This window comes from Streptococcus australis (genome assembly GCF_003943615.1).
Taxonomy (GTDB): Bacteria; Bacillota; Bacilli; order Lactobacillales; family Streptococcaceae; genus Streptococcus; species Streptococcus australis_C.
Window position 1 is genome coordinate 259,231 of sequence record NZ_RJPZ01000003.1, and the last position, 24,351, is coordinate 283,581.

Sequence of the window (24,351 nt, forward strand, 5' to 3'; positions counted from 1 at the left end):
AGAAGGGATTTGTATGAAAGTAACAGTAACCATTGACCCCCATTTTCAAGAAGAAGGCGTAGCTATCACAGCGCCACAACCTAGCGAACGCATCCAGAAAGTCCAACAATTCATAGAGGAATTGGACCAGAAGGAACGCTTGCGAGCGAAAAAGGATGGGGAAACCTATCTTGTAGAGACCCACTTGTTTCATCGTTTCTATATTGAAAACCGGCAAGTGGTGGGGGAAACAAAGGATGACCACTTCATCCTCACAGGTCCTCTCTACCAACTCTCTGAAGACTTGCCCATCTACTTTTTAAAAATTTCCCAATCTGAAATTATCAATACCAAAGAAATCGATCACCTGCATTTTACCGGTAGCGGATCGGTTCAAATCTATCTCAAAAACGGAAGGATGACTTACTCCTCTCGTCGTTATTTAAAAGCTATTAAGGAGAAACTCTCATGATGAAAAACCATTTTACCAACGCTCTGAAAGGGATCTTGATCGGTCTCATCCTCTCTATCCTCTTTTCTTTTTTAAACTCCCCTTCCACTTATACGCCTCTCAGTCCTAGCTCAGCTGTCGGCCAGTGGATGCAAGCCCACGAAGTTCATGGATCCCTTGTTATGCTCTATTGTACCCTTATCTGGGCCGGTATCGGACTCCTCTTCAGCTTGGGGAGTGTCCTTTTCAACAAAGATTGGAGCTTGCTTCGCGCGACCGTCAGCCACTACCTCTTGATGCTCTTTGGTTTCCTACCTTTAGCAACCTTGGGTGGCTGGTTCCCAATGAAAATCAGTTTTTATCTCTCTGTCATTTTTGAGTTTAGCTTCGTCTATCTCATTGTCTGGGCTGTCTCTTACTACCTCAATAAAAAGAAAGTGGATGACATCAATCGTCAATTGCAAGGAAAGGCTTGATAAATAAAAAGAGGCTAGGACAAAAGTCCTAGCCTCTCAATTGTCTTTGGATTGTCGAGTAAGACGCAGTGGTTGAGTGGGCTCTACTACGCTGATTTCATCTGCTTTTATAGCCCTACTCAACTGTGCGGAGGTGGGACGACGAAATCGAATTCTAACGAATGACCGATTTCTGTCCCACTCTCTCTTATATTCTCTTTTTCATCTCGGCAACTGCCATCATGACTTCCATCGGGGTCATGTTGTAGATATCGAGATTGTTTAATTCTTCTAGTACTGGGTGAGTGGTGTCTGCCGCAAACAGAGATAACTGCTCTCCAAGCTCTTGAGAGGATTGCTTGGTTGGAGCTGCTACTGGCACTTCTTGGCTTTGGCCTTCTAGTTGACTCAGGATGGCATCTGCCCGCTTCAAGAGATCGCTTGGCAAGCCTGCAATCTTAGCTACATGGATCCCGTAGGATTTATCAGCAGGTCCCTCTTCGATCCGGTGCAAGAAGGTCACTTGGCCGTCCTTCTCCAAGGTAGCGACGTGGACATTGCGCAAGCAAGATAGGGTCTGCTCCAAGTCGGTTAGCTCATGGTAGTGGGTGGCAAAGAGCGTCTTAGCCCCTGTCCGGTCATGAATGTATTCGATAATGGCTTGGGCCAGAGCCATGCCATCATAGGTCGCCGTTCCCCGTCCCAACTCATCAAATAAGATAAGAGAGGCTGGAGTCGCTTGGCGAATGGCATTGTTGGCCTCCATCATCTCAACCATAAAGGTCGACTGGCCGGACACCAAGTCATCTGCCGCCCCAATCCGAGTGTAAATGGCATCAAAGAGAGGGAGGGTCGCCGCCTGAGCTGGTACAAAGGAGCCAATCTGGGCCATAATGACAATGATAGCCAATTGACGCATATAGGTGGACTTCCCGCTCATATTGGGCCCCGTAATCAACTGGATATCACAGGTCTCATCCATAAGGATACTATTGGGAATGTAGCTTTGAGCTCCCATTACCTTCTCAACAACCGGATGACGGCCCTTTTCAATCCGGATATCACGCGCCTCTTGGAAGACTGGACGGGTCAGTTGTTGCCTTTCAGCCACACAGGCCAGCCCCTGCAAAACGTCCACCGTCGCTAGAGCTTGGGCTAGTGACTGCAAGCGCTGAATGTACTTGCCGACTTCCTCTCTGATTCGTAGGAAAATCGCATACTCCAGACTGGTTGATTGTTCCCGAGCTTCTAGCATCTCTCCTTCGATCCGAGCCAATTCTTCTGTCCCAAAGCGCTCGGAGTTTTTCAAGGTCGCCTTGCGGAAGAAATGAGCTGGCACACGGGATAATTGGGAGTTGGTCACATGGAAATAGTAACCGTCTTTTTTGTTGTAGTCAATTTTAAGACCGGTAATACCACTGGCTTTGCGTTCCTTGGCTTCAATTTCTGCAATCCAGCCGGTCCCTTCTCGGAGGACGACACGGTACTGATCCAGAGTTGGATCAAAGCCGGTACGGATGATATTGCCTTCTGTCAGAACGATAGGGGCATCCGGATCAATAGCCGCTTCGATGAGACGGCAAAGCTCTGGTAGCTCATCTAACTGAGCAATGAGGAGGTCTAGAACAGGCTCTCCCATCTCGACCAAGAGCGATTTGATCAAGGGAACGTGGCGTAGCGTTTCGCCCAATTGCAAGAGGTCCTTGGGAGTAATCTTACCAAAGGAGACCCGACTGGCCAAACGCTCGATGTCATACACACCTTTGAGACGATCTGCCAGATCACTTCGCTCAAAGAAATGGTCCAAGAAGACTTGGATAATCTCTTGGCGCTCTTCGATCCGATGGCGATCCATTAAGGGTTTCTGGATCCAAGCCCGCAAGAGACGTCCTCCCATGGCTGTCTTACTTTCATCTAGGAGCCAGTAGAGGCTACCGTGTTTTTTACCTGTCCGGGCATTCTCTGTCAAGTCCAAACTCGCCTTGGTCGCATAATCCATCTGCAAGAAATCACGGACTTCATAGTGATGGGCAGGCTTGATATGGTGGAGCTCCCGCTTCTGGGTTTCCTGTACGTATTGGAGCAGACCTCCAGCCGCTATTCTCTCCAAATGAGTCAACTCAGCCCCTAGAAGTTGAACATCCTCCGCCACTTCTGAGATAGGGGAGAGTAAGAGGTTCATTTGGCCAAGAAGGACTCTTTCTTCCATTTCTGACAAGGAGTAGGTCAAGACAATTTCACGCGCCCGCAGGTTTCGTATTTCCCCACAGACCATGGCAAAATCATTCAAACTAGTGACCTGAAACTCTCCAGTCACCAAGTCCATATAGGCAAGGCCATAATCCGTCTCATCATGAGACAAGGCTACCAAGAAGTTGTTGGCGCTGTCTGGCTTGGTCGAATCGACAACGGTCCCTGGAGTAATGACTTGGACCACTTCCCGCTTGACCACACCGACGGCTTGCTTAGGATCTTCCATCTGCTCTGCAATAGCCACCTTATAGCCTTTTTCGATCAAAACATCGATGTACTGCTGGGCTGAATGATAAGGTACTCCAGCCATGGGAATCGGATTTTCTGCATTTTTATTCCTTGAAGTCAAGGAAATCTCTAAAATCTGTGCGGCATTGACGGCATCTTCATAAAAGAGCTCGTAAAAATCCCCCATCCGAAAGAGCAAAAACGCATCCGGATAGTCTTTTTTGATATCTAGGTATTGCTGCATGCCAGGTGATAGTTTTTCTGCTGCCATATCGCTCCTTTTCTCTATCATTTCATTCATTCTGAGAACTTGCTCCAACACTAAACTGACATAAAAGGAGGGCCGATCCCTTTCTGGACTGGTCCCTCGCCCTTGACTAGTGACTAGAATGTTGGAGAATGGTCTGCTGGACCGTTTGTGCGACTTCTTGGTCCTTGCAAACAATTAAAAGGGTATTGGCCCCTGCGACGGTTCCAAGGATTTGATCATCCAAAATTTCATCGACTGCATTGGCTAAAATGGCCGCCTCTCCAAGCTCCGTCCGAACAACCAGTGTGAACTCTGCTCTCGAGACCACTTGTGCATATTGAGCCATCAGTCTAAAAATATCTGTTCGATCCGGTTCATCGGCTAATTTATAATAGAGGCCACCCTTCTCTTTTACCTTAATCAGACCAATTTCTCGCAGATCTCTGGATAAGGTTGTCTGGGTCACTCCCGCCCCTCTCTGATCTAAACGGTCTTGAATTTCTTTTTGCGTCGATAACTTCTCATTTTGGATAATTTCTCGAATCAAAAGCTGACGTTCATCTTTTTTCATTTTTGCTCCACTTTTGAATAATTATACTTTGATTATACCAAAAAGTTTGAAGAAAGGCCGAATTTTGTGATAGAATAGTAACAAAAGACCAAAGGAGCTACTATGAATCATAAAGAACTTATTGCAAGTGAATTGGCAAAAGTCATTGAAGGCTTAGACCAAGAAACTATCTTAAATTTACTAGAGCAACCAAAATCTTCAGACCTCGGAGATATCGCCTTTCCTGCCTTTTCTTTGGCTAAAATCGAACGCAAAGCTCCTCAAGCGATTGCTGCTGATATTGCGGAAAAAATCGATGCCTCTCACTTTGAAAAAGTCGTTGCTACTGGTCCTTACGTAAACTTCTTCTTAGATAAATCACAAATCTCTGACCAAGTCATCAAATCTGTTATCCAAGCGGGTGCTGACTATGGACAACAAGAAGAAGGGCAAGGAGCGAACGTTACCATCGACCTTTCTAGTCCAAACATCGCAAAACCATTCTCAGTTGGTCACTTACGTTCAACCGTTATCGGGGATGCTATTTCAAATATCTATAAAAAAATGGGCTACAATACCATTAAAATCAACCACTTGGGAGACTGGGGTAAACAGTTCGGTCTCTTGATGGTGGCTTACAAAAAATGGGGTAGCAAGGAAGCTGTCGAAGCCAATCCAATCGACGAATTGTTGAAACTTTATGTTCGCATCAATGCCGAAATCGAAAACGATCCTGCTTTGGACGATGAAGGACGTCTCTGGTTCAAGAAATTGGAAGATGGAGATCCAGAAGCAACTGAATTGTGGCAATGGTTCCGTGACGAGAGCTTGGTAGAATTCAACCGTATCTACAAACTCCTCGGTGTTGAATTTGACAGCTTAAACGGAGAAGCTTTCTACAATGACAAGATGGACGAAGCTGTCCAAATCCTTGAAGAAAAAGGCTTGTTGAAAGAGTCTAAGGGGGCTAGCATCGTTGAGTTGGATGATGTCAACCTACCACCAGCTATGATTAAAAAATCAGATGGTGCCACTCTTTATATCACTCGTGATATCGCAACCGCTATCTACCGTGCACGGACTTACAACTTTGTGAAAAACATCTATGTTGTCGGTCAAGAACAATCCAACCACTTCCGTCAGTTAAAAGCTGTTTTGAAGAAGATGGGATTTGAATGGAGCGACGATATGATCCACGTTGACTTTGGTTTGGTGACAAAGAACCGTCAAAAATTGTCAACTCGTAAAGGAAATATCATCCTGCTCGAACCAACTCTTCAAGAAGCTATCTCTCGTGCCAAAGCTCAGATCGAAGAAAAGAATCCTGAACTAGAAAACAAGGAAGAAGTAGCACATGCAGTCGGTGTTGGTGCGGTTAAATTCTACGATTTGAAGACAGACCGTCGAAACGGGTATGACTTTGACCTTGAAGCCATGGTATCCTTCGAAGGAGAAACTGGACCATACGTTCAATACGCTTATGCTCGTATCCAATCTATCCTTCGCAAAGCCAACTTCACACCATCTGCAGATGCGACTTATAGCTTGAGCGATCCTGAAAGCTGGGAAATCATCAAGCTTCTCCAAGACTTCTCTCGTGTTGTCAAACGTGCTGCTGAAAACTATGATCCATCCTTGATTGCCAAATATGCCATCAACTTGGCTCAAGCCTTCAACAAGTACTATGCTCACACTCGGATCTTGGATGAAAGCCCAGAACGTGATAGCCGTCTTGCTCTTAGCTACTCAACAGCAGTTGTTTTGAAAGAAGCGCTTCGTCTATTGGGTGTGGATGCGCCTGATAAGATGTAATATCTTCCTTACTTTTTGATAGGAACCGTCTCTTTTAGGGGGTGAGAGGAATAGCTAAATAAGCCTTATTTAGTTCCATCTCACTCCTTTTCTCATGTTACATACACCTATATTTTTAGAGATTAGCGCTTCCCTTATCTATTATCTTATCTTCTGGAGAACCCTATGAACCAAACTGTTTACATTCTTATTTTAGTTAGCCTGCTCATTCTCTTTTTAATCAATAAATACGAGAGAGAAAAACTGCAAAAGATTCTACAAGAGCAACTCTTAAAAGATGAAACCTTCAAAGCAGGCATCAAGGAGCAAATCCAAACGACGGAAAACATCAACGATGTCATCCACGCTATCAACAAGGACTATCACCTCGGCCTCTTACTTTCGAAAGAAATCACAGATCACTTAAAATAAGCAACAACAGAGGAGGCGAGAAAATAAATCTCGCCTCCTCTTCTCTGCTAATCATGCAACCTCCTCCCATAAAAAGAAACCCCAAGCCTAGGCTTGGGGTTTCCAATTTTAAAAGTGATACAAGTCTTCGATAATACCAGCTACTTTTTTGATATCCCCTAGCATCCCTCGCATCTCAAAGTCTGCTAGCATAGGGAAGCCAAAGCGTTGACTGTACTGCTTGGCCGTTAGGCAATATTGATTATTGAAGTTGCGGTTTCCAGATCCCACAACTCCCAAGCATTTAGTGGCATTGTCTCCGTAGGCAATAAAGTCTGCTACATCTGTCGTTAGAATCTCCACATCCCCATTATCAACACCATTTCCTCCTTCAAGATAGGTAGGTAGAAAGGCGATAAAAGGAGTATCGACTTCAAAGAAGGGCTTCCCTTCTTTGACCAGGTCTTTGACATGGATCTTTTCAATGACCAAGTCAGGATACTGCTCCCATAGATAGTCACTGAGGCGACGGACAAAACTTTCAGTGTTTCCACTTAAACTGATATAGACAAAACATACTTTCATTTTTTTCTCCAATCAGACCAGTTCCTCTTTTTTGTCCAAAATTAGAGGAGCTTTTACATGCTATAATCTAAGCTTGAAGGTCGCTAGCTGGTCTATTTTTCAATTTGTAGAGGAGGATTCCCAAGTAAACAAGGGCTACAACTACACTCAAGACAAGTGCATATAAGCTAGAAGCCTGTAACAAAGTCCGCAATTTATCTGTTGTGATCACCGACATGGAAGAACGATAAGACCAGAAATTGTGCAAGCTTATTAAGAGGAAGGCTCCAATTTGACCCATATAGGCATAGGTTGCCTTGACAATATCCTTTTTAGATAGGAAGAAATAGCCAACAGCAATCAAGCCCCCAATCAAAAGAGATATCAACAACCAAGCAATCGGTCCGCGTAGTGCTACGATTAATTTTTCAAGGAAGGCTTTGTATTCTTCCCGTTCAAGAGCAGTGGTTAAGTTCAAAGAAGCTGCCATTTCATCTGTGACCTCCACTTTAGCCAATCCAAAGAAGGACTGAGCAGTTAATAGAGTTCCCATCGTTGACAGGGCTAGTAAGACATACATATAAATCGGATTTTTCTTCATTGTATTTCCTCGTTTCTAATATCCATACTATTTATTATAACGTGAACCGAAGGGAAGCGCAAGTTTAGATTTCCCCGCTGATCCTGTACTAAAAAAGCTCCCTCTAAATCAGGATATGATCCAAAAGGAGCTCTTCTTTTCTAAGTATATTGCTTCTAGAATACTGAAAGCAAATTAGTTCAAGTGCCAGATATCTTCGTTGTACTGAGCGATGGTACGGTCAGATGAGAAGAATCCTGCTTTGGCAATGTTGACGATGACTTTATCCAACCATGCGTCACGGTCTTCATAGTCAGCAAGCATTTGCTCTTTCACTTTGATGTAGTCTTCCAAGTCAAGAAGAGTCATGAACCAGTCTTTGTTGATCAATTCGTTGTAAAGACGTTCTAAGCGTTCTTTCTTACCAACTGCAAGAACAGCGTCGCTGACGATGAAGTCAATCAATGGTTTGATAGCTTCACGAGCGTAGAATTCGCTTGATTTGTAAGCTTCTTTTGCGTAAAGGTCGATAACAGTTTCTGAATCTTCACCGAAGATGTAGATGTTTTCGTCTCCAACCAACTCAGCGATTTCCACGTTTGCTCCGTCCATAGTACCAAGAGTCAAAGCTCCGTTCAACATGAATTTCATGTTACCAGTACCTGATGCTTCTTTAGAAGCAAGTGAGATTTGTTCTGAGATATCACATGCTGGGATGAGGAAGCTTGCTGCAGTAACGTTGTAGTTTTCAACCATTACCACTTGCAAGTGTGGTGCTACTGCTGGGTCGTTTGCGATCACTTCTGACAAGCAAAGGATCAAGTGGATGATGTCTTGAGCGATTGTGTAGGCAGGAGCTGCTTTACCACCAAAGAATACTGTGATTGGACGAGCAGGGATATTACCAGCCTTGATGTCAAGATATTTGTGGATCACATACAAAGCGTTCATTTGTTGACGTTTGTACTCGTGAAGACGTTTGATTTGGATATCAAAGATAGAGTTTGTATTGATTTCCACACCTTGGTGTTCTTTCAAGTGACGAGCCAATTTACGCTTGTTATGAGCCTTGATGCTTTCCAATTTTTCTTTGACAGCAGCCTTGTCTTCGTATGACAAGAGTTTTTCAAGCTCATCAGCTTCGTGGTGCCAATCGCGTCCAAGAATCTCATCCAAGTAGTGAGACAAGCTTGGGTTCGCATGCATGAGCCAACGACGGAAGGTGATCCCGTTTGTTTTGTTGTTGAATTTTTCTGGGTAGATGTCGTAGAATGCTTTCAACTCAGAGTTCTTCAAGATTTCAGTGTGGAGTGCTGCTACCCCGTTAACACTGTATCCGTAGTGGATATCCATGTGAGCCATGTGTACACGGTCGTTTTCATCAATGATTTGAACAGCTGGGTCTTTGTATTCTGCTTTAACACGGCTGTCCAATTCTTTGATGATTGGTACCAAGTGAGGAACCACTTCTTCCAAGAATTCAAGAGGCCATTTTTCAAGAGCTTCAGCAAGGATGGTGTGGTTGGTGTAAGCAGTCATGCTACGAACGATAGAAATTGCTTCATCAAGTTCGATACCACGTTCAGTCAAAAGACGGATCAATTCAGGGATCACCATTGATGGGTGAGTATCGTTGATTTGTACAACTGCGTAGTCAGCAAGGTCGTGCAAGTTGCTTCCTTTTTCGATCGCTTCGTCGATGATCAATTGAGCACCGTTTGAAACCATGAAGTATTGTTGGAAAATACGGAGCAATTCACCTTGACGGTCACTATCATCTGGGTAAAGGAAAAGAGTCAAGTTGCGAGCGATGTCTGTCTTGTCAAAGTTGATACCCTCTTTGATGATTGAAGAATCAACTGAATCCAAATCAAACAAACGCAAACGGTTTTTAGTAGCTGTTTTGTAACCAGGTACATCGATATCATAAAGAGTAGATGTCAATGTAAAGTGTGCAAATGGCACTTGGTAGCTACGACTTGAACGAACCAACCAGTTTTGGTCAGTCAACCAAGCGTTAGGAATTGTTTCTTGTTGGTTGTTTTTAAGAACTTGTTGGAAAAGACCGAAGTGGTAGTTCAAACCAACCCCGTCACCGTTCAAACCAAGTGTAGCGATTGAGTCGATAAAGCAGGCTGCCAATCGTCCCAAACCACCGTTACCAAGTGATGGTTCCAATTCTACTTCTTCGATTTCGATCAACTCTTTACCTGCATCAGCAAGTTCTTTCTTAACTTCGTCATAAAGACCAAGGTTGATCAAGTTGTTTGACAAGAGTTTACCAATCAAGAACTCAGCTGAGATGTAGTAAACTTTTTTCTTACCAGTGTTGACTGGTTTTTGGCTACTTGCAAGTTTGCTGTAGTTAAGAAGAGCAAGGTAAAGCTCCTCGTTACTACAATCTGCGATAGATTTATTGTAACGATTTTGTACAAATTCTTTTAATGGTAACATTTTTGTGTCTCCTGAAATTTTCTATTGGTTTGAATCCACCAAATTTTCATTGATTCGGCGATAAATGGTTGTCAAGTCAAGTAAGTTTTCCTCGACAGCTGGTGTCAATTGATCTGCTGTCATTCGCCATGACCAGTTTCCACCAAGGGTAGATGGGAAGTTCATCCGAGCTGAACCATCCAACTCTAGCAAGTCTTGCATAGTGGCGATAGCCATAAAGCTTACTGATGAGAAGACTGTACGAAGCATCGCATGCACGACTGTTTCATATTCCTTGCGGTTTGTATAACGTGCCATGTACTCACGAGTTGGATCGTCAATTTCATTGCGATACCAACCAAGAACAGTGTTGTTGTCGTGTGTTCCTGTGTACATGACAGAGTTGTTTGGTGCCAAGTGAGGGCTGTCAATGCTTTCGTGATCTGGGTTGAAGGCAAATTGAAGGACTTTCATCCCTGGGAATCCAGTACGCTCACGAAGTTCGATGACTTCGTCAGTCATGAAACCAAGGTCTTCTGCGATGATGTTCAAGTCACCAAGTTCTTCTTTAACCGCTGCAAAGAGTTTGTAGTCAGGTCCTTTGACCCATTTACCAGGTGCTGCTGTATCAGAACCAGCAGGGATTTCCCAGTAAGACTCAAATCCACGGAAGTGGTCAATCCGAACGATATCGTAGATTTTAAAGCTTTCACGCAAGCGTTCAATCCACCATTTGTATCCATCTTGGTCCATTGCTTCCCAGTCATAGATTGGGTTCCCCCAAAGTTGACCATCCGCAGAAAACTCATCTGGAGGGCAACCTGCAATGTGAGTCGCTTTTCCGTTTTCTTCTGTTTTAAAGAGATGTGGATTTGCCCACATATCGCTTGAGTCTTCCGCTACGTAGATTGGCATATCTCCTACAATTTCGATGTGGTTATCGTTAGCGTATGCTTTCAATTTCAACCATTGTTTGAAGAAGAAATACTGTGTCACTCGATGGTAAGTCAATTTATCTTCCAATTGAGCGCGGTAGGAAGCAAGAGCTTCTGGTTGACGAGCGCGAATCGCTGCATCTGGCCACTCTGTCCATGCTTTTAATTCAAAATGTTCTTTAATGGCCATGTATTCAGCGAACAATTCCAACCAAGCTGCATTTTGCTCTGCAAATCGGCTGAAGTCATCCCAATCACCTGTTTTGAGAAAAGCTTCAACCGCTTTTTCTAGAAGAGGACGACGTTGCTCGAAGATCTTGGCATAGTCTACTTCAGTTGGATCTTGACCAAAATCAATACCTTCTACATCAGATGCATCCAAGAGCCCTTGTTCAATTAAAAGATCAAAGTCAATAAAATGGGTGTTGCCTGCAAAAGCCGAGAAGGATTGGTAAGGAGAATCACCGTAGCTTGTTGTTCCGAGAGGCAAAATTTGCCAATACCGTTGCTTGGTACGAACGAGAAAATCCACAAAATCGTAGGCTGCTTGGCCAAACGAACCGATTCCATACTTCCCAGGCAAGGATGAAATGTGCATCAAGACACCACTTTGGCGTTTTTTCATTGGGGGTACCACCTTTAGTTTAATATATTTTTGTTTTAAGAAAATAGACGAACCTTCTATACTGTTTCTGATCCACTCCAACTCTCAGAAAGAATAGAAGAAGGGCAGTCATCAGACATAGAACTGAATTTAACCTATTTATAAATGACCCTAGATCATCTTTATGCAACGTTCAAGGAAAACGTTTGCGTTATTATCCATTATAAAGTAATCCTGTGGTTTATGCAAGAGGTTTCCTAAACTTTTATGTTTTTTCTGCAGGTTAACCCTATGCCTAGTGTATCCCTTTCTCATTTTCTTGTCAACTATTTGTGTGTATAATAGAAGATAAAAAAATTTTAAAAATTTTTGCACAAATACTTGCAAACGTTTTCTCCCTGTGATATACTATTCGTGTTAAGGAAAACGTTTGTCTAAAACGTTTTCAACTAATAATCTTATTTTTATTCTTTAGGAGGAATAAATCATGAAACGCACAATTCTTCGAAGCGCTGCTGTACTTGGTACAGTCGGATTCGCATCACTTCTTTTGGTAGCTTGTGGAGGCAAAAAAGAAGATTCTTCTTCTGCTACTAAAAACGAGTTGACTGTCTACGTCGATAATGGTTACAAATCTTACATGGAAGAAGCTGCGAAAGCTTTTGAAAAAGAAAGTGGTACAAAAGTAAACATCAAGACTGGTGACGCTCTTGGTGGTTTGGACAAATTGTCTCTTGACAACCAATCTGGTAAAGCTCCAGACGTTATGATGGCACCATACGACCGCGTAGGTGGTCTTGGTAACGACGGTCAATTGGCTGAAGTTAAATTGAACAAAGATAGCAAGACTGACAAAACAACTGAATCACTTGTAACAAACGGTGGCAAAGTATATGGAGCACCAGCAGTTATCGAAACATTGGTTCTTTACTACAACAAAGACCTCCTACAAGAAGCTCCAAAAACATTTGGTGAACTTGAAGAATTAGCAAAAGACAGCAAGTATAACTTCGCTGGTGAAGAAGGTAAAAACACTGCCTTCCTTGCTGACTGGACAAACTTCTACTATGCATACGGACTCCTTTCAGGTAACGGTGGATATGTCTTCGGTAAAGATGGTACTGATCCAAAAGACGTAGGTTTGAACAACCAAGGTGCCATCGACGGTATCGAATACGCGAAAACTTGGTACGCTAAATGGCCTAAAGGATTGCAAGACACTAAAGGTGCTGCAAACTTCATCCAAACTCAATTCCAAGAAGGTAAGACAGCTGCCATCATCGATGGACCATGGAAAGCATCTTCATTGAAAGAAGCTAAAGTAAACTACGGTGTAGCAACTATCCCTACCCTTCCAAACGGAAAAGCATATTCTGCCTTCGGTGGTGGTAAAGCTTGGGTTATCCCTGCAGGTGCTAACAACCCTGAAGCAGCTCAAAAATTTGTTGACTTCTTGACTACAACTGATCAACAAAAAGCCTTCTACGATAAGACTAACGAAGTGCCAGCTAACACAGAAGCTCGTGAATACGCTGTTGGTAAAAACGATGAGTTGACAACTGCCGTTGTTAAACAGTTTGAAAATGCACAACCAATGCCAAACATCTCTGAAATGAGTACTGTTTGGGATCCAGCTGCAACTATGCTCTTCGACGCTGTAAGTGGTAAGAAATCTGCTAAAGATGCTGCTGACGATGCTGTTAAATTGATCAAAGAAACTATCGAACAAAAATTCGGTGGCAAGTAAAACAGTTCCCAAGGGGCTGGGAATCTTTCCCAGCCTTTCGCTGTGATGTGGCCTCTGACCGCTCACATATAAGGAGTCGATATGGAAACACAACAAAATCCAAAAAAGGCAATGTGGTTATCCCTCATTCCTGGCTTGGGACAAATCTATAACAAACAGAAAGCAAAAGGATACATCTTTCTCGGTGTAACGCTTGTCTTTCTCGCTTACTTTTTCGGGCTTGGTTTGGGGGAATTGTCCAAACTCATCACCCTCGGTACCGTCCGTGGACAAGATAACTCTCTTTTTATCTTAATCCGTGGTGCCTTCCACTTAATTATCACAGTCGTTTATTTGATGTTCTACGCTCTGAATATCAAAGATGCGGGTACTGTAGCCAAGCGGATTAATAATGGCATTCGAGTACCGATGACCCTAAAAGAGATGGTGAATGCTATCTATGAAAATGGCTTCCCCTATCTTTTGATCATCCCTTCTTATATTGCCATGACCTTTGCAATCATCTTCCCCGTTTTGGTTACCCTGATGATTGCCTTTACCAACTATGACTTTAAGCATACAGCTCGCTTTACACTCCTTGATTGGATCGGACTTCAAAACTTCACCAACATGTGGACTTTGAGTACCTTCCGTTCTGCCTTTACATCTGTATTGGGATGGACCTTGATCTGGGCCTTAGCAGCTTCAACACTTCAAATTGTTCTTGGTATCTTGACGGCCATTATTTCTAACCAACCATTCATTAAAGGAAAACGCATCTTCGGTGTCATCTTCCTTCTTCCATGGGCGGTTCCTGCCTTCATCACTATCTTGACCTTCTCAAACATGTTCAACGATAGTATCGGGGCCATCAATGCGCAAGTCATTCCTTTATTTGCGAAGATTTTCCCATTCTTAGATGGGGTTCTCATTCCTTGGAAAACGGACCCTACCTGGACAAAAATTGCTTTGATTATGATGCAAGGTTGGCTCGGCTTCCCTTACATTTACGTCTTGACACTGGGAATCTTGCAATCTATTCCAAACGATCTTTATGAAGCAGCCTATATCGATGGGGCGAATGCTTGGCAAAAATTCCGCAACATTACCTTCCCAATGATTTTGGCTGTTGCGGCACCAACGCTCATTAGCCAATACACCTTCAACTTTAACAACTTCTCCATTATCTACCTCTTTAACGATGGTGGACCTGGATCTGTTGGAGGAAATGCTGGTTCGACAGATATCTTGATTTCTTGGATCTATAAATTGACAACGAACTCATCACCTCAATACTCAATGGCTGCTGCGGTTACGTTGATTATCTCTCTGATTGTGATCTCTATCTCGATGATTGCCTTCAAGAAACTGCACGCATTTGATATGGAGGATGTGTAAAATGAAAAACTCAGTTCAATTTAAACGCCGCCTTAATCATTTCTTGACTTACCTCTACTTGGTTGTCCTATCCATCGTCATCATCTATCCCTTGTTGATTACGGTTCTTTCAGCCTTCAAAACTGGTAACGTCAGTGCCTTTACGCTTGATTTCAGTGGCAGTCTCAGCTTTGATAACTTCCAAAAGCTCTTTACGGATACCCTCTATGGCACTTGGTATCTCAATACCTTGATTATCGCCATTATTACCATGGTTGCTCAAACATCCATCATTACTCTAGCAGGGTACGCCTACAGCCGTTACAACTTCTTGGCTCGTAAGCAAAGTTTGGTCTTCTTCTTGATTATCCAAATGGTGCCTACCATGGCTGCTTTGACTGCCTTCTTCGTTATGGCCTTGATGTTGAACGCCTTGAACCACAGTTGGTTCCTGATCTTCCTCTATGTCGGTGGAGGAATTCCAATGAACGCTTGGTTGATGAAGGGTTACTTCGATACAGTCCCAATTTCACTTGATGAATCTGCAAAATTAGATGGTGCTGGACACTTCCGTCGCTTCTGGCAAATCGTCCTTCCATTGGTTCGTCCAATGATTGCGGTCCAAGCACTTTGGGCCTTCATGGGACCTTTTGGAGACTACATCTTGTCTAAATTCTTGCTTCGTGACGAAATCAACTACACGGTAGCGGTTGGTCTTCAAACCTTTATCAGTGACCAAAAAAATCAAAAGATTGCCTTCTTTGCGGCAGGTGCGATTCTGATTGCAGTCCCAATCTGTGTGCTCTTCTTCTTCCTCCAAAAGAACTTTGTTTCAGGCTTGACAGCTGGTGGGGATAAAGGATAAAATAAGGTTTTCTATCAGAAGTTTGTCACCTTCCTTGGATAGGTATAACTTCCATCAATGAAGAAAAGGAGGAGAATTCCTCTCCTACTTTTCTCCCAGTCACATAAATTTTATCTTTAAGGAAAGGATGGGAGTGGGACAAGGATAGCAAGTTGATTGATTTGCTACCGGTCTCTCTCCCATCTTTGGTTAAGGATAAAATCTTGCTATGCTCTCCACATTTCGGAGATTAGAAAGGTCAATTCATGCCCTATCCATTTAATTATTTTTCCAGCCTTTTTCAGGTAAGAAAAGCCTTTGCGAACCGTAAACAACTCAATTGGTTCCAAATGATTTTCACCTCACTCTTTCTTCTATCCTTGACCCTCATTCCTGTCGCCGTTCAAAATGCGGAACTCCAGACCTACCCTTTAACTACCTTCGTTAGCGATGTCTTTGATCCCTTAACGGAGGATGTTATGAAGGACTTGAAAGAAAGTGTCCGTATTGAAGAGCATGAACTAGTCTATAACAGTCATTTTGGAGTTCATAAGAACAAAGCTGGCCATGTTATCATCGGTCATCACGAAGGGACTTCGTTAGGTGAAAAATTAACCCTCTATTTCGATAAGACCCAACTAGTGATTAGCAGAGAAAACAAAGAACTTGCAAGTATTCCTTATCAGGCAATCAATCAAAAGAGTCTCGAAAATAAAGATGCTTTAAGCCAAGCCATTTCCAAAGATTGGTTCCAAGCCAATCGATTGGCAGTTAGCCTCTTCCTCGTCCTCTTCTCAGGTTTCTTATCTGCTGTGAATTTTGCAATTTTAGTATTTGGAGCTTCCTTCTTCCTCTTCTTGACACGGAAGTCACGTCTCTTCTCTCTCAAGACCTTCAAAGAATGCTTCAACTTCACTCTCAACTGTCTTGGATTGCCTATTTTGGCGAGCGTTCTGATCAGTTTATTGTTCCACCAAGTCTTTACCACAACCATCTTGATCCAAAATATCCTATTTGTCTTGTTCCTCGCGCTTGCCTTCTATAAGACTCATTTCCGGGATCCAGATTACAAACCTTAGGGAGGTCCTTTATGCGTGTCACCATCAAAGATGTCGCTAAACTAGCTGGCGTTGCACCATCTACCGTTACACGAGTGATTCAAAATAAATCTACCATCAGTGAAGCCACTAAAAAACGGGTTCGTTCTGCCATGGAAGAACTGGATTACCATCCAAACCTCAATGCTCGTAGCTTAGTGAGCCAGTCCAGTCAGGTGATTGCCCTTGTCTTGCCTGATGAAAGTGATGTGTTCTTCCAAAACCCCTTCTTCCCTACGGTCCTCCGTGGGATTAGCCAGGTCGCCTCTGATTATGGCTATGCGATTCAGATTTGTACAGGGGCTAATGAAACCCACCGCCTCGATCAACTCAAACAAATGATTTATGGTAAGCGGGTAGATGGACTCATCTTCCTCTATTCCAAATTGAATGATCCTCTGGTTGACTTCTGTATTGAAGATAAATTTCCTTTCTTGATTTTAGGGAAAGCAACTTCACCTTTTGTATCCTTAGTCGATAACGACAATGTTAAAGCAGCCTTTGATGCGACCGAATATTTTATCAACAAGGGATACCAACATATCGCTTTCCTTGGAGGAAATAAGGAATTGGCTGTTTCTCAAGACCGCTACAAGGGCTATCAAGAAGCTCTTGCCAGTCATCAAATCCCTCTTCGTGAGGAATTGGTCAAATTCTCCTTTGGTTTCTTGCTTGAAGAAAATTCTTACCAAATCATGGATACCCTGCCTTTTGAAAAACTGGAAGCACTCATGACAACGGATATTCTAGTTGCCGAAGGGGTCCGGAGATACCTGATCGACAAACAAGTCGATCTTCCGATTATTTCCTTCGACTCCATTAAACCACGGATTCCAATTGACGCCTATATTGATATCAATACGGTTGAATTAGGACGTGAATCTGTCAGAACCTTACTCCAAATTATTAAGGATAACAAGGAAAACAAAACCGTTTGCTATAGACAGCTCATTGAACACTCGATTATTGAACTTTAGGAGAACCCATGACCACTCACTTTGTAGCTTATTTAGATGACCAAGACTTGATTCGCGTGGAAGGAGGAGAGAGCGTAATGGCCTCTCTTCCTTTTACATTGACGTCTGGTTCCAACACGATTGAACTCCTGCCGACGGAGGAAGAAAATACTCTTCGGAGCCCCCTTCCCGTCGACATGAGTCAAATTTATACTCTTTCAAATGGTAACGGAGAGTCCTGTCTCCTCCACTTCCGAGATGTTGTCCGTCAACCCATCTTTGATCAGCTTTATGCTTATGATGGAGAGGATTTAGGAGCTCATTACTCAAAAGAACAAACGACCTTTGCCTTCTGGGCTCCTATCTCTCAAGAGGTTGAGCTCTTAATCAACCAAACTGCCTACCCGATGGAGCGAACAGAAAAAGGAGTTTGGCGTCTAGTACTCGAGGGAGATTGGGAAAAAGCCCCTTATGCCTACCAGCATCAGGTTAATGGTGTAACCCATATCGTTCATGACCCTTATGCCCTCTCTTCTGAAGCCAATTCAGGAGTTAGCTATGTCATCGACCGCCACAAGATTGAGCGCCCCATTCAGAGAGCAGCGACTCAACTGGATCCGACTCAAGCCGTTATTTATGAACTAAGTGTTCGAGATTTCTCCATGCAAAAAGAAGCCGGATTCCAACACCCTGGGACCTTCCCTGCCTTGTTAGAATCTCCTAAACATGAAAACCAGACCTTTGGCTTTGATTACTTGAAATCCCTGGGCATTACTCATGTTCAGCTCATGCCCCTCTATGATTTTGGAAGCGTGGATGAAACCAACCCTGTCGCTGGTTACAATTGGGGCTATGACCCTGTGCAATACAATGTCCCTGAAGGAAGTTTTAGCACCCAGCCAAATGATCCTTACCAACGGATTCTTGAGCTACAGCAAGTGATTGATGCCTACCATCAGGCAGATCTCAGCCTCATCATGGACGTCGTTTATAACCACGTTTATCTCTCTGACGATTTTGCCTTTGAGCGGATTGTTCCTGGCTATTTCTACCGTTATGACCAAGACCGCCAACGGACCAATGGGACCTTCTGTGGTAATGATGTAGCTAGTGAACGGGCTATGGTTCGCAACTACATCAAGCAATCCGTCAAACAATGGGTTCAACTCTACGGATTTGATGGCTTCCGCTTTGACCTGATGGGCATTCTTGATCGCCAAACCATGATGGAAATTCAAGAAGAATTAAGCGCTATTTACCCCAACATTTACCTTTATGGGGAAGGGTGGAAGATGGATACCGGACTGGATCCTGAACTCCTGGCTCATCAATACAATGCCCGTCACCTTCGTCCTTATGGCTTTTTCAGTGACAACTTCCGAGATACCGTTAAACGAAGCATCTTGAAGGAAGGACGTGTAGAAAGTCGCTATCAGGCCAATGATCTTGCCAATATTTTGACTGGCAATGTCGGACTCAAAGGAGCAGCCCACTTTGTGCGTCCTCAACAGGCGATTAACTATGTGGAATGCCACGATAACGCAACCTTCTTTGACTATCTCAAGGTTGAAGATCCAAATATTTCAGAGGAGAAGCGACAGGCTAAAGCTCGTCTCGGTTTGCACCTCGTTCTCTTGTCTCAAGGCGTTCCCTTCCTACATGCTGGCCAAGAGTTCTATCGCAGCAAAGGCTTAGAAGAAAATACTTACAATCTTCCAGATGCTCTAAATCAACTAGACTGGCTTTCTTCTACAGCCTATGAAAGAGATATTCAGTTCCTTCGCGAATTGATTGCCTATCGTAAAGAGGAAGACCTCCTCCACCTAGAGAACGCCCAAGCCATTCGAGACTATTGTCAAGTTACTTGGACTTCGGAAAACACCTTCACTTACAGCATCGAAAAAGATGGACGCAAACTTCTTATTTTAGTCAACCTGGGAGAACAAGAGTGGACTTATTGGCTCAAACAGCCTGCTAGATTAGCAATTGCTCATCCCCATGTTTATACAAAAGAGCAACAAGTTTCTCAAAGAGAATTCACCATTCCAGCCCATGGTTGGATTTTAGTAGAACAAGCATAAAAAATTCCTGCAAGATAGGCTTGCAGGAATTTTTTAATCTTCCACCTCGACAAAACGTCCAATAATATGAACATTATCTGATATGGTAATAAAAGCTTGAGGATCCGCTTTTTTCATTAAAAATTTAAACTCATTAAACTCTGCTCTGGTAATAACGGTGAGCAAGACTGCTTTTTCCTGATGATTATAGGTCCCTTCGGCATTGTGGATAATCGTTGCACCACGATGCAATCGCTTATGAATTTTCTCAATAATCTTATCCGGTTGGCTAGTGACAATCATAGCTTGCATCCGCTTCTGCTTGGTAAAGACAGCATCTGTCACTCGACTGGAAACAAAAATGGTAATCATCGAATAGAGGGCGTACTTCCAACCAAAGGTCATTCCCGCTATTAACATGATGGTCCCATTGACGATGAGAGAAATTTTGCCGACGTTCTTGCCCGTTCGCTTTCGAATGGTCAAACTAACAATATCTGTTCCCCCACTTGAGATATTATTACGAAGGGCAAAACCAATCCCTGTCCCCATGACAACACCTCCAAATAAGGCGTTCATAATAGGGTCATTTGTGAGAGTAACTACTGGAACAAATTGGATAAAGAAGGAACTCATAGACACCGTGATAAAGGTGAAAATGGTAAACTTATGGCCAATTTGATACCAAGCGATGATCATTAATGGCAGATTGATGGCATAGAATGACAAAGAGACCGGAATGGTAAAACCTAAAAATCGATCACTAAGTGCAGATATAATCTGGGCCAATCCTGTCGCACCACTGGAATATACACGTCCCGGCTGGAAAAAGAAGTTCACGGCAACGGCAGATAAGAAGCCATAGACCAAAGAAGCCGAAATTTTTTCATCGTACTTCTCTCGGGAAATACTTTTTAAGACCCTTAGTAATTTAAAGTTATAGGCCAATCTTCGTATATAATAACGCAAGATCTTGCCTAAGCGAGTTTTTTTCATGATTATCTCTCAATTTATAAATAAAGGGAAAATCCCACAAGTAGCTTTTGGTAATTTTCCGCTTTTACTATCCTTATTCCTCAGTTTTTACTTCTACTTGTAGGCTCAACTCTTCCAGTTGTTTATCAGCTACTGTAGAAGGAGCTTGGGTCATTGGATCCGTTGCCTTATTGTTCTTAGGAAAGGCAATGACTTCACGGATATTCTCTTCACCAGCTAACAGCATGACAAAACGGTCCAAACCAAGAGCTAATCCACCATGTGGAGGGAAACCATAATCCATGGCTTCTAGCAAGAAACCAAATTGCTCTGTCGCATCTTCTTTTGAGAAACCGAGAGCTGTAAACATTCGTTCTTGCAATTCTTTTTGGTTGATCCGGAGACTTCCTCCTCCAAGTTCATAACCATTAAGCACAATATCATAGGCAATGGCACGTACCTTGGCAAGATCGCCCTCTAATTCATGAGCTGTATCTGCTTGCGGAAGTGTAAATGGATGGTGGGCACTCATGTAACGCCCTTCTTCTTCAGACCACTCAAACATTGGCCAATCGACCACCCATAGGAAGCTGAATTGACTATCGTCAATGAGGTCCAATTCCTTGGCAATTCTACAACGAAGGGCACCTAATGTTGCGTTGGCTACTTCTAGTGTATCTGCTACAAAGAGAACCAAATCCTTTTCTTCCAATTGTAAAGCACTTGTCAACTCTGTTGTCATACCTGTCAAGAACTTAGCAACTGGCCCATTTAAAGCACCATCAACTACCTTGACCCATGCTAGACCTTTTGCCCCATATTGCTTGGCTACTTCGGTCATCTTATCGATATCTTTACGAGAGTATCGGTCTGCTGCTCCTTTTACCACAATGGCTTTTACTGCGGGAGCTTCTGAGAAGACCTTGAAGTCTACGCCCTTTACAACTTCTGTCAAGTCTGTCAAGAGCATCTCAAAACGAGTATCTGGTTTGTCAGAACCATAAAGAGCCATAGCATCATCGTACTTCATCCGTGGGAAAGGAAGGGTCACTTCGATGCCCTTCGTTTCTTTCATAACACGTGCGATTAAACCTTCCGTAATATCTTGAATTTCTTGCTCTGTCAGGAAGGAGGTTTCTAAATCGACCTGTGTAAACTCAGGTTGACGGTCGCCACGTAAATCTTCATCACGGAAACATTTGACGATTTGATAATAGCGGTCAAAGCCAGCATTCATCAACAATTGTTTGGTGATTTGAGGGCTTTGAGGCAAGGCATAAAAATGCCCCTTGTTGACGCGAGAAGGTACGAGGTAGTCACGCGCCCCTTCTGGAGTTGACTTAGAAAGGAAGGGTGTCTCCACATCAATAAATTCCAACTCATCCAAGTAATTACGGATAGAGTGCGTCACCTTGGCACGCAATTTTAAGTTTTCCAACATTTCTGGACGGCGCAAGTCCAAATATCGATAGCGTAGACGAGTATCGTCATTGGCTTCAATACCGTCCTTGATCTCAAATGGCGTGGTTTTTGCAGTATTGAGGATAGTCAAGGAAGAAACATGCATTTCAACCTGGCCTGTTGCAATTTTATCATTCGCTTGCTGTCTGGCAGCAACTTGACCTGTCACTTCGATCACATATTCGCTACGAAGGCTCTCGGCCGTTGCCATGACTTCCGAGCTAACAGTTTCCGGATTGATGACCAATTGCATAATCCCTTCACGGTCCCGCAAATCAATAAAGATCAAGCCACCCAAATCACGGCGTCGACTCACCCATCCTTTGAGGGTTAGTTCTTGTCCAATGTGTTCCTCGCGAACACGCCCAGCATACATGGAACGTTTCATTGTATTTTTACTCTCCAAACTAATATTCTTCCTTCTATTTTACCATAAAGCCTGTCAGATAAGTGCTTTTCCAGAGATTTTTCCAGAAAAAACAGTTCTTTTATTCAGCTTTTTTCCCGGTAGGAGCTTTCTCTTGTTTTGCCTCTTCATCGTATAGCGTTGGGGCCAACATTTTCATCAGGCTAGCTGTTCCAAAACGCATGACGGCTGCCAAGACCCCAAATATTGGAGCCAAGCTACGGAAAAAGAAATCTCCTCGGACGAATTGGGTGATGAGGCCCGTAATGAGAAAGATCACTATTCCTTGAAGAATCGCATAAAAAGCTATTTTCTTCATTGTTTTCATCTTGTACCAGTTCCTCTCTTTGTATTAGACAGACTTATCCACAAGTTTGTGGATAAGTCTGTGAATATGGGGATAAGTTCATTCAAAACCATAGGAAAAAAGGTTGAGACTGGGTATTCTCAACCTCTTCGCATCTTACTTAAATTGATCCGGCTGACCTTTATAGTTAGCCCAGTCTTGACTTAAGAAACGATTGTTAATCTTGTATTCAGGGGCAGGTTGAGGGTTGGAGACAAAAGGATCAACTGCTTTATCAAATGCCAACCATCCATTCCAGCCCATATGAATGGTATCTTGCATAAAGTAGGGTTTATCACCATCTTTAGAAAAATCAGCAATATGGGTAAAGCCTTGACTTTCTAATTGGTAACGGATTTTTTCAACTGTCCGTTGATACATTTCTTTACTCAAACCTGTATAGGCCATCCATTTAGAGTTAACTGGAGGGATGACAAAGATCACATTGGTTTTCGATTGAGCAAACTGATCCAAGACGAGTTGTAAATCATTGTATTCTGGAGATTGCTCATAGGATTCATTCTTTTGGAATCCTTTGAGTTTCTTTAACTTACTAGCAAGGCGATGGGTGTAAAAGTTATTACTAATGCCTAGATTATTATTATTAGTTTTCTTTTTGGCTTCCGCCGTCGCTACCTCTTCCAAGGCTTCGTAAGAAAATGTATCCGGTAAAGCATCTAAGCGAGAGAGTACTTTTTTCTCATAGTTGCTATTGTTCATTGCCGTAAAGGTGCTAAAGAAGGCATCCTCCCGACGAACAAAGCGCATAAGGGTCTGATTGAGACCTTTTTCAAAACTAGATAGATTTCGACCTTTGGCCAGCTTCTGAACTCCTCCCTGCATAGCAACATTAGGGTATTGTTGCAAAAGACGAGACGCCGCATACTGGCTTGCTGGTCCAGCTTCATGGTTGGCCAAAAAGCTAGTTAATTGATCGCTATTAAAGTATTGCTGAAAGGCTGATGAATCATAACCATCCTTAGTGAACCACTGGGGCGATACCACATAGACTGCTGTTTTCCCTTCTAGTTGAGGAAGGATTTGTTGCATCCCAAAATATTGGTTCAAGGACGCTGCTCCTCGTTGCCCTAGAAAATAGGGACGATAAGAACGATCATACTTCTCAGCTAGTACTGCTGGGTGGACGATATCAAACCGCAACCATTCGCTAGAACCAAAGAAAGGTACAAAACGATAGTTGGGATCCCCGAGCGCTTCTTCTTTACGGGCACGACTTTTAAAGCCTTCTGCTGTCAAGCTCACTGCAGCCTTTTTCTCCTCTGTCAGATTATGTTTATGGTTAATCGGATAGAAAAAGAGAAGAGTAGCGACCAGAGCCATGGCGCAAAAGACAGGACCCAGAATCAGCCACAATCGTTTAAGCATTCTGAAGCTCCATGACACCTTCTACGATTTTGTTGGCTGTGTTCCAGTCATCACGACCAAATTCAGATACTGGAACCCGAATATCGAAGCGGTTTTCCAATTCAACAATCAATTCAACGGTTCCCATGCTATCAAGAACACCCGCATCAAAGAGATCCTCATCCATCATATCTGAGACATCTTCCATAAACAATTCGTCAATAATTTCAATTACTTGTGATTTTACATCCATT

Annotated in this window: 21 protein-coding genes; 10 read left to right on the plus strand and 11 right to left on the minus strand. The window is 43.1% G+C overall.

The features are described from left to right. Positions 1-13: 13 nt before the first annotated feature. Both D8785_RS04915 and D8785_RS04920 read left to right on the plus strand, forming a co-directional pair. Positions 14-451, plus strand: a complete 438-nt coding sequence (locus D8785_RS04915; protein WP_023027387.1) for a LytTR family DNA-binding domain-containing protein — start codon at positions 14-16, stop codon at positions 449-451. Then, positions 448-906 carry a DUF3021 domain-containing protein gene (locus tag D8785_RS04920; protein WP_023027388.1) on the plus strand — a complete coding sequence of 153 codons (459 nt, stop codon included), beginning with the start codon at positions 448-450 and terminating at the stop codon, positions 904-906. The genes D8785_RS04915 and D8785_RS04920 overlap by 4 nt, the downstream gene beginning before the upstream one ends. A 187-nt stretch (positions 907-1,093) precedes the next feature. Here D8785_RS04920 and mutS read toward each other — a convergent pair whose 3' ends face one another. Together mutS and argR are read right to left on the minus strand one after the other, a co-directional pair. Beyond that, positions 1,094-3,637, minus strand: a complete 2,544-nt coding sequence (gene mutS / locus D8785_RS04925) for a DNA mismatch repair protein MutS (protein ID WP_125374671.1) — start codon at positions 3,635-3,637, stop codon at positions 1,094-1,096. Positions 3,638-3,743: 106 nt separating this feature from the next. Further along, positions 3,744-4,187 (minus strand): arginine repressor, encoded by a 444-nt coding sequence (argR, locus tag D8785_RS04930; RefSeq protein ID WP_125374672.1) that lies wholly within the window; start codon positions 4,185-4,187, stop codon positions 3,744-3,746. Between the two features lie 102 nt (positions 4,188-4,289). On the opposite strand from argR, the gene argS reads away from it, so the two are divergent. Then, entirely contained in the window at positions 4,290-5,978 is a 1,689-nt protein-coding gene (gene argS, locus D8785_RS04935; protein WP_125374673.1) for an arginine--tRNA ligase, read from the plus strand. Positions 5,979-6,143: 165 nt separating this feature from the next. Next, entirely contained in the window at positions 6,144-6,389 is a 246-nt protein-coding gene (locus D8785_RS04940; RefSeq protein WP_125374674.1) for a MarR family transcriptional regulator, read from the plus strand. Positions 6,390-6,497: 108 nt separating this feature from the next. Here the strand turns inward: D8785_RS04940 and nrdI are convergent, their stop codons facing one another. From nrdI to malQ, 4 genes are all read right to left on the minus strand, one after another. Beyond that, complete coding sequence (gene nrdI / locus D8785_RS04945) at positions 6,498-6,965, minus strand: class Ib ribonucleoside-diphosphate reductase assembly flavoprotein NrdI (RefSeq protein ID WP_123159926.1); 468 nt, start codon at positions 6,963-6,965, stop codon at positions 6,498-6,500. A gap of 55 nt (positions 6,966-7,020) precedes the next feature. Beyond that, positions 7,021-7,533, minus strand: a complete 513-nt coding sequence (locus D8785_RS04950; RefSeq protein WP_125374675.1) for an ABC transporter permease — start codon at positions 7,531-7,533, stop codon at positions 7,021-7,023. A 174-nt stretch (positions 7,534-7,707) separates the two neighbouring features. Next, complete coding sequence (gene glgP / locus D8785_RS04955; RefSeq protein WP_125374676.1) at positions 7,708-9,966, minus strand: glycogen/starch/alpha-glucan family phosphorylase; 2,259 nt, start codon at positions 9,964-9,966, stop codon at positions 7,708-7,710. A 21-nt stretch (positions 9,967-9,987) separates the two neighbouring features. After that, a complete protein-coding gene (malQ, locus tag D8785_RS04960) occupies positions 9,988-11,505 on the minus strand; it encodes a 4-alpha-glucanotransferase (RefSeq protein WP_125374677.1) in 1,518 nt (505 codons plus the stop codon). A gap of 466 nt (positions 11,506-11,971) precedes the next feature. On the opposite strand from malQ, the gene D8785_RS04965 reads away from it, so the two are divergent. The 6 genes from D8785_RS04965 to pulA all read left to right on the plus strand — a co-directional run bounded on the left by D8785_RS04965 (position 11,972) and on the right by pulA (position 19,565). Next, the gene (locus D8785_RS04965; protein WP_125374678.1) at positions 11,972-13,231 is read left to right on the plus strand and encodes an extracellular solute-binding protein; all 1,260 of its coding nucleotides are present in this window, start codon (positions 11,972-11,974) and stop codon (positions 13,229-13,231) included. A gap of 81 nt (positions 13,232-13,312) precedes the next feature. Continuing rightward, positions 13,313-14,608 carry a sugar ABC transporter permease gene (locus D8785_RS04970; RefSeq protein ID WP_023027397.1) on the plus strand — a complete coding sequence of 432 codons (1,296 nt, stop codon included), beginning with the start codon at positions 13,313-13,315 and terminating at the stop codon, positions 14,606-14,608. 1 nt (position 14,609) lies between these two features. Further along, on the plus strand, positions 14,610-15,452 hold the full coding sequence (locus tag D8785_RS04975) for a sugar ABC transporter permease (protein ID WP_023024736.1): 843 nt from the start codon (positions 14,610-14,612) through the stop codon (positions 15,450-15,452). Positions 15,453-15,697: 245 nt separating this feature from the next. Then, entirely contained in the window at positions 15,698-16,510 is an 813-nt protein-coding gene (locus tag D8785_RS04980) for a DUF1189 family protein (RefSeq protein WP_023027399.1), read from the plus strand. Positions 16,511-16,521: 11 nt separating this feature from the next. Then, on the plus strand, positions 16,522-17,505 hold the full coding sequence (locus D8785_RS04985) for a LacI family DNA-binding transcriptional regulator (protein ID WP_125374679.1): 984 nt from the start codon (positions 16,522-16,524) through the stop codon (positions 17,503-17,505). 8 nt (positions 17,506-17,513) lie between these two features. Beyond that, positions 17,514-19,565, plus strand: a complete 2,052-nt coding sequence (gene pulA, locus D8785_RS04990; protein WP_125374680.1) for a type I pullulanase — start codon at positions 17,514-17,516, stop codon at positions 19,563-19,565. Positions 19,566-19,598: 33 nt separating this feature from the next. Here pulA and D8785_RS04995 read toward each other — a convergent pair whose 3' ends face one another. From D8785_RS04995 to dltC, 5 genes are all read right to left on the minus strand, one after another. Beyond that, positions 19,599-20,540 carry a YitT family protein gene (locus tag D8785_RS04995; protein ID WP_125374681.1) on the minus strand — a complete coding sequence of 314 codons (942 nt, stop codon included), beginning with the start codon at positions 20,538-20,540 and terminating at the stop codon, positions 19,599-19,601. Positions 20,541-20,613: 73 nt separating this feature from the next. Continuing rightward, positions 20,614-22,368, minus strand: a complete 1,755-nt coding sequence (gene aspS, locus D8785_RS05000) for an aspartate--tRNA ligase (protein WP_125374682.1) — start codon at positions 22,366-22,368, stop codon at positions 20,614-20,616. 100 nt (positions 22,369-22,468) lie between these two features. Further along, positions 22,469-22,705: a hypothetical protein gene (locus D8785_RS05005; RefSeq protein ID WP_185759621.1), complete on the minus strand. Its 237-nt coding sequence runs from the start codon at positions 22,703-22,705 to the stop codon at positions 22,469-22,471. A 144-nt stretch (positions 22,706-22,849) separates the two neighbouring features. Beyond that, the gene (gene dltD / locus D8785_RS05010; protein ID WP_125374684.1) at positions 22,850-24,118 is read right to left on the minus strand and encodes a D-alanyl-lipoteichoic acid biosynthesis protein DltD; all 1,269 of its coding nucleotides are present in this window, start codon (positions 24,116-24,118) and stop codon (positions 22,850-22,852) included. Continuing rightward, positions 24,111-24,350: a D-alanine--poly(phosphoribitol) ligase subunit DltC gene (gene dltC / locus D8785_RS05015; protein WP_006595371.1), complete on the minus strand. Its 240-nt coding sequence runs from the start codon at positions 24,348-24,350 to the stop codon at positions 24,111-24,113. The genes dltD and dltC overlap by 8 nt, the downstream gene beginning before the upstream one ends. Position 24,351: the final 1 nt, after the last annotated feature.

Coding starts and splice junctions, on each gene's coding strand:
- D8785_RS04915 (WP_023027387.1), top strand. CDS start 14: ATGAAAGTAACAGTAACCATTGACCCCCATTTTCAAGAAGAAGGCGTA.
- D8785_RS04920 (WP_023027388.1), top strand. CDS start 448: ATGATGAAAAACCATTTTACCAACGCTCTGAAAGGGATCTTGATCGGT.
- mutS (WP_125374671.1), bottom strand. CDS start 3,637: ATGGCAGCAGAAAAACTATCACCTGGCATGCAGCAATACCTAGATATC.
- argR (WP_125374672.1), bottom strand. CDS start 4,187: ATGAAAAAAGATGAACGTCAGCTTTTGATTCGAGAAATTATCCAAAAT.
- argS (WP_125374673.1), top strand. CDS start 4,290: ATGAATCATAAAGAACTTATTGCAAGTGAATTGGCAAAAGTCATTGAA.
- D8785_RS04940 (WP_125374674.1), top strand. CDS start 6,144: ATGAACCAAACTGTTTACATTCTTATTTTAGTTAGCCTGCTCATTCTC.
- D8785_RS04950 (WP_125374675.1), bottom strand. CDS start 7,533: ATGAAGAAAAATCCGATTTATATGTATGTCTTACTAGCCCTGTCAACG.
- glgP (WP_125374676.1), bottom strand. CDS start 9,966: ATGTTACCATTAAAAGAATTTGTACAAAATCGTTACAATAAATCTATC.
- malQ (WP_125374677.1), bottom strand. CDS start 11,505: ATGAAAAAACGCCAAAGTGGTGTCTTGATGCACATTTCATCCTTGCCT.
- D8785_RS04965 (WP_125374678.1), top strand. CDS start 11,972: ATGAAACGCACAATTCTTCGAAGCGCTGCTGTACTTGGTACAGTCGGA.
- D8785_RS04970 (WP_023027397.1), top strand. CDS start 13,313: ATGGAAACACAACAAAATCCAAAAAAGGCAATGTGGTTATCCCTCATT.
- D8785_RS04975 (WP_023024736.1), top strand. CDS start 14,610: ATGAAAAACTCAGTTCAATTTAAACGCCGCCTTAATCATTTCTTGACT.
- D8785_RS04980 (WP_023027399.1), top strand. CDS start 15,698: ATGCCCTATCCATTTAATTATTTTTCCAGCCTTTTTCAGGTAAGAAAA.
- D8785_RS04985 (WP_125374679.1), top strand. CDS start 16,522: ATGCGTGTCACCATCAAAGATGTCGCTAAACTAGCTGGCGTTGCACCA.
- pulA (WP_125374680.1), top strand. CDS start 17,514: ATGACCACTCACTTTGTAGCTTATTTAGATGACCAAGACTTGATTCGC.
- D8785_RS04995 (WP_125374681.1), bottom strand. CDS start 20,540: ATGAAAAAAACTCGCTTAGGCAAGATCTTGCGTTATTATATACGAAGA.
- aspS (WP_125374682.1), bottom strand. CDS start 22,368: ATGAAACGTTCCATGTATGCTGGGCGTGTTCGCGAGGAACACATTGGA.
- D8785_RS05005 (WP_185759621.1), bottom strand. CDS start 22,705: ATGAAGAAAATAGCTTTTTATGCGATTCTTCAAGGAATAGTGATCTTT.
- dltD (WP_125374684.1), bottom strand. CDS start 24,118: ATGCTTAAACGATTGTGGCTGATTCTGGGTCCTGTCTTTTGCGCCATG.
- dltC (WP_006595371.1), bottom strand. CDS start 24,350: ATGGATGTAAAATCACAAGTAATTGAAATTATTGACGAATTGTTTATG.